Origin of the sequence: Curtobacterium sp. HSID17257, assembly GCF_003989515.1 — a bacterium.
GTDB lineage: Bacteria > Actinomycetota > Actinomycetes > Actinomycetales > Microbacteriaceae > Curtobacterium.
Genome location: NZ_RBLU01000181.1, coordinates 1 through 4,597, shown reverse-complemented (window position 1 = coordinate 4,597; position 4,597 = coordinate 1). Strand labels below are relative to the sequence as shown.

The 4,597-nt window shown below is 74.4% G+C and carries 5 protein-coding genes and 2 pseudogenes; 3 read left to right on the top strand and 4 right to left on the bottom strand.

Annotation, left to right across the window (positions count from 1 at the left end; all coding sequences use genetic code 11):
* Nucleotides 1-126: pseudogene (locus D8M35_RS15675) on the top strand (alcohol dehydrogenase catalytic domain-containing protein); the annotation flags it as partial.
* Nucleotides 127-329: 203 nt separating this feature from the next.
* Here the strand turns inward: D8M35_RS15675 and D8M35_RS15670 are convergent.
* The 4 genes from D8M35_RS15670 to D8M35_RS15655 form a co-directional block, all read right to left on the bottom strand.
* Nucleotides 330-809: a SprT-like domain-containing protein gene (locus tag D8M35_RS15670; RefSeq protein WP_238638276.1), complete on the bottom strand. Its 480-nt coding sequence runs from the start codon at nt 807-809 to the stop codon at nt 330-332.
* A complete protein-coding gene (locus tag D8M35_RS15665) occupies nt 806-1,681 on the bottom strand; it encodes a hypothetical protein (protein WP_126892654.1) in 876 nt (291 codons plus the stop codon). Before D8M35_RS15665 ends, D8M35_RS15670 begins: the two co-directional genes overlap by 4 nt.
* Nucleotides 1,682-1,817: 136 nt before the next feature.
* The gene (locus D8M35_RS15660) at nt 1,818-2,666 is read right to left on the bottom strand and encodes a DUF4064 domain-containing protein (RefSeq protein ID WP_126892653.1); all 849 of its coding nucleotides are present in this window, start codon (nt 2,664-2,666) and stop codon (nt 1,818-1,820) included.
* A 180-nt stretch (nt 2,667-2,846) separates the two neighbouring features.
* Complete coding sequence (locus D8M35_RS15655; RefSeq protein WP_126892652.1) at nt 2,847-3,689, bottom strand: spermidine synthase; 843 nt, start codon at nt 3,687-3,689, stop codon at nt 2,847-2,849.
* Between the two features lie 132 nt (nt 3,690-3,821).
* On the opposite strand from D8M35_RS15655, the gene D8M35_RS15650 reads away from it, so the two are divergent.
* Both D8M35_RS15650 and D8M35_RS15645 read left to right on the top strand, forming a co-directional pair.
* Complete coding sequence (locus tag D8M35_RS15650; protein WP_126892651.1) at nt 3,822-4,322, top strand: hypothetical protein; 501 nt, start codon at nt 3,822-3,824, stop codon at nt 4,320-4,322.
* A pseudogene (locus D8M35_RS15645) lies at nt 4,319-4,597 on the top strand (hypothetical protein); the annotation flags it as partial. The gene D8M35_RS15650 and the pseudogene D8M35_RS15645, both read left to right, overlap by 4 nt.

Below are 4,597 nucleotides of genomic sequence, written 5' to 3'. Positions count from 1 at the left end.
GTCGTCCGGGTCGAACGGGCCGCGATCTGCGGGTCGGACCTGCACCTGTACCACGGCATGATGCCCGACACCCGCATCGGGCACACGTTCGGGCACGAGTTCATCGGCGTCGTCGAGCAGGTCGGCCGGCGTCACGAGGAGTTCGCCGAGCCGTGCGCGGGGGCGACGGCCGTCGGGGTCGTCCGCGAAGCCGCCGGTGTGGGCGAAGTCCAGGGCGATCCGGCCGGCGTCGAAGAACCACGACGACCCGCTGTCCGTCCGGATGTGCTGCCCCGTGTGCATCCGACCAGGCTAACGGCTCCCCGGCGCGCCTCCACGTGCCGCATCGATCATGCGGTAGCCGCGCGCCGCTCCCAGGCGATGAGGTTCCGGCCGTCGAAGCGCCGCGAGCACCGGGCACACGCAAGCGGCCTGGTCGGCGTGCGGTAGCGGAAGTGCTCGTGGCCCGCCGGACACGTCCCGATCCAGGGCGCGAGCTCGGACGCCACGGGTCCGTCGTACAGGCGGGACCCGGTGTACCCGATGTCGGCCGCCGTGCGACGCCACACCGGGCCGTGCCCGGCGCGGGGACCGGCGAGCGCGTGGGCGACCTCGTGCAGCAGGACCTGGTCGACGTCCTCGTCGGACACCCTGCTGACGATGTGCCGACTCACCGTGATGCGTCGACGGCCGAAGTCGCACTGCCCCGCCCGGGTCTTGGCGTGGTCGAACGCGAACGTCCAGCGGCCCGGGCCGAGGTGGGCGGTGAGCAGCTGCTCCGCCCGCGCACGGACGCGTTCCAGCACGACCGCCGAGGGCTGTGCCGTCACCGGCGGTCGGTGCCCGGCAGGTCGTCGGTCGGCTCGTCGCGGGGCGCCTGCCCCTTCTGCGCCGCCTTGGCTGCGATCCGGCCCCAGATGTCGTCGGCGTCGGTGCGTGCGGCGTCGGGTGCACCGAGCACACGACGGCGGACCGGCGGGACCTGCTTCACCGGTTCGGCGACGCGCGTCGTCTGCGGCTCGTCGTCCTCGGCACGGCGGGCGGCGACCTCGCGTGCGGTGCGGGGCTTGTCCGCGACGGCCTTCGGCTGCGCGACCGATGCCCGGAGCGCGGCCTCCACCGCGGTGCGGAGCGCCTCGGTGCGTTCGGACGGTGCACCCGCCTGGCGGAAGGCCTGGTAGGCACGCGAGAGCGCCGAGCGGGCCTCGTCGAACCGGGACAGCTCGAACAGCGACCAGCCCTCGAGCTCGGCGGCGGCGCCCTCGAGCTCCGGCCACTCCTCGGTCCGGGCGGTGTCCCGTGCCATGGCGGCCTCGGTCGCGGCACGCTCGTGGCGACCGAGGTCGTGCAGCACGTGCGCGCGACGGATGCGGGCGGCGACCTTGTCCGACCGTTCGCCGGTGAACATCGTCAGGCGGAAGACCTCCTCCGCCACGACGAGTGACTCGTCCAGCCGACCGAGCAGCCGGAGGAGCTCGGCCCGCTCGGCCAGGGCCTCGGTGCTGCGGCTCTGCCCGAGGTCGCGCAGCCGTTGCTGCACGACGTCGGCGTCCACCGCCGGCCGCAGGCTGATCGGCGCGAAGGTGCTCCCCGGGCTCACACCCGCGGTGACCGGGGCGGAGTCGCCCGGTGCGGCATGACGGGGTTCCCGGGCGCGGTCGGCGCGGTCGGGCTGCTGGCTGTCGTCGGGCGGGAGGGACATCGGTTCGAGGGTAACCGCGGCCTCCCGTGAGCGGGCGGTGCCACGCGCACGGGGGGTCCGAGAACGCGGGACGGCCCCGGGATGCGGAACGGCCCGCCCCGCTGCAGCGGGACGGGCCGTCGGTGCGACGCGTGGGTCAGTTGGTGCCGGTGACCGCGGCGGCCGCGGCGATGCTGATCGCGATGAACGTCGCGAAGGTGGCGACGACGGCGAGGATGATCGCGAGGACACCCCAGACACGACCCCGGCCCGAGACGGCCGCGACGATGCCCTGTACGAGGGCCCACAGCCCGAGGACGGCTGCGATGCCGACCACGATCAGCCCGCCGCTGAGCTGGGTCAGGGCCGACGGGTCGTTCATCAGCTGCTGCTGCATCTGCTGCTGCTGCTCGACGGAGCTGCCGCCGTTCTGCGCGATGTCGGCGAGTGCGCGGTTGCCGGCGAAGGCCGCGCCCATCAGGGCACCACCGACGACGCCGAGCACGAGTGACAGGACCCCGAGCGCGAACGCGACGAGGCCGACGGTCTTCTTCTTGCGCTTCGGCTCCTCGTACGACTGCCACGCCGGGCTGCCCGCGCTCGCCGGCGCCGAGGACGCTGCGTACGGCTGGTGGGAACCCTGGTGCTCGCCCCACGTCGGGGACTCGTGGCGGCCGTCGTGCTGGTCACGCCGACCGTGCTGGTCGTGCTCGCCGTACTGCGCAGGCTGGCCGTACTGCGGCTGCTGCCCGTGCTGGTCGCGGTCGCCGTACTGCTGCTGCCCGTACTGCGGCTGGCCGTGGTCCTGCTCGCCGTACTGCGGCCGGCCCTGCTGCTGCTCGCCGTACTGCGGTGCCGAACCCGGCGCCGGGTCGACGCGCTCGCCGTAGCGGGGTGCGTCGTGCCGGTCGTGCTGCGGCGCACTGCCCCAGACCGGCGCGTCGGCGTTGCCCGGCGCGTTGCCGTCGCCCGTCCGGTCCTCGTTGCTCCGGTCGTCGTTCGTCATCTGGGGACTCCCTCGGTCGGTCGCGCGGTTGCGCGGTCGTTGTCCCCCATCCTGACAGCCGGATGCCCGACGTGTTCAGGGCGACACGGTGCTCCTGTACCCGTCCCACGGCCTGGAGGCTCGGTGGCGGACCGGCACCGGGCCTCCCGTCCGACGGGTGGTCGCGCCGCGACCGCGGGCTCAGCCGCCGAAGACGCTGCGGTTCGGCTCGGGGGACGCGACCGCGGTCGCGTCGGTGACGATGGGGGCCCCCGCCGTGAAGGCGCGGAGCTCCTGACCGTGCACCACCTTCGCCGGCATCGGGTCGGACGAGTACCGCCGGGGCATGTCCGCCACGGGCAGGTCGGTCCGCGACCCGAGCAGCACGATGTTGCCGAACCGCCGCCCCTTGAGCATCCCGGTGTCGGCGACCGCGGCGACCGACGGCAGGACGGCCTGCAGCGTCGAGGCCTGCCCCCGTGCGAAGGCGAGCCCGGCGCCGTCCGCCACGTTGACGGCGACGATCCCGGTGGGCGAGAGGAACTCGGCGACCGTCCGGTAGAACTCGACGCTCGTCACGTGTGCCGGGATCTGCGAGCCCCCGAACACGTCCACGACCGCCAGGTCCACCGTCCCGCGGAGCCCGGCCGGCAGCGTGCCGAGGACCTCACGGGCGTCCCCGTACCGGACGCGGATCGACGCGCCACGCGGGAAGGGGAGCACCTCGCGCACGTGTTCGACGAGGTCGCGCTCCAGCTCGACGACCTGCTGCCGCGAGCCCGGGCGGGTGACGGCGACGTACCGCGGCAGGGTCAGCGCGCCCGCGCCGAGGTGCAGCGCCGTGATCGGGCCCTCCGGCAGCAGGTCGATCGCGTGCCCGATCCGCCGGATGTACTCGAACGCCAGGTGCGTCGGGTCCTCGAGGTCGACGTGTGACTGCGGCGTGCCGTCGACCACGAGCGTGAAGGACCCGGGGCGGTGCCGGTCCGGCTCGACCGACGCCCAGCCCGCACCGATCCGGAACCCGTCGAACGCATCAGCCATGCCCCCAATGGAACACCACCGTGATCCCCACCCGGACCACCACCCGTGGGTGGTGTGCCGCCGACCGCCGGCTCACGAGGCTGGGACCACCGGTCGGGGACCCCCGCCGGACACCTCGTCGGAAGGCCCACCGTGTCCACCCAGCTCATCGCGAACGCCGTCATCGGCCTCGTCCTCGTCGGCTTCCTGGCGTACCGGCAGGCGACCTGGCGGACGCTCGACCCGGCGCGCGTCTGGCGCGGCCCGCTCGTCCTCGGCCTCGTCGGGGTCGTGGTGCTCGCGCAGGCGGCCGCCACCGTGACGGCGCTCGACGTGCTCTTCCTCGGCATCGAGGCCCTGCTCGCGGTCGCGGTCGGCCTCGCGATGGGGTCGATGACCCGGTTCCGCGTGACCACGACCCCCGACGACCACGGCCGGACGCTGGAGTCGCGCACCGGCTGGGCGGGGGCCGGGCTGTGGCTGCTCCTGGTCGCCGTCCGCATCGGACTCGACGTCGTCGGCGGACACCTCGGCGCGCACCTGCTCACGTCGACGGGCGCGATCCTGCTCGTCCTGGCGCTGAACCGGGTTTCACGGGCCCTGGTCGTCGACCAGCGCGTCCCGCGTGCGGCCAGCGGCATGATGGTCCGGTGACCAGCAGTCCGGACCCGGGGAGCGCCACCGCCGCGTGGACCGAGCCCGTGCGCGACCGGAGCGGCTCCGTGCTCACCCGCGCCCTGAACCTGCTCGGCGTGCTGGTGGTCACGTACTGGTTCGTGCGCACCGGGACGGCCACCGGGCACCCCGCCTGGGTGTGGGTGGTCGGGTCGGTGGCGCTCGCCGCGTGGGTGCTCCGTGTCGCCGCGCGACGGGAGCGCCTGCTGCTCGCCACGGCCTGGGTCATGGTCGTCGCCGGGGCCGCGGTCGTC

Bases quoted from the DNA above. Each gene is read 5' to 3' on its own strand.
- D8M35_RS15665 (WP_126892654.1), bottom strand. From the start codon at position 1,681: ATGTCCCTCCCGCCCGACGACAGCCAGCAGCCCGACCGCGCCGACCGC.
- D8M35_RS15660 (WP_126892653.1), bottom strand. From the start codon at position 2,666: ATGACGAACGACGACCGGAGCAACGAGGACCGGACGGGCGACGGCAAC.
- D8M35_RS15655 (WP_126892652.1), bottom strand. From the start codon at position 3,689: ATGGCTGATGCGTTCGACGGGTTCCGGATCGGTGCGGGCTGGGCGTCG.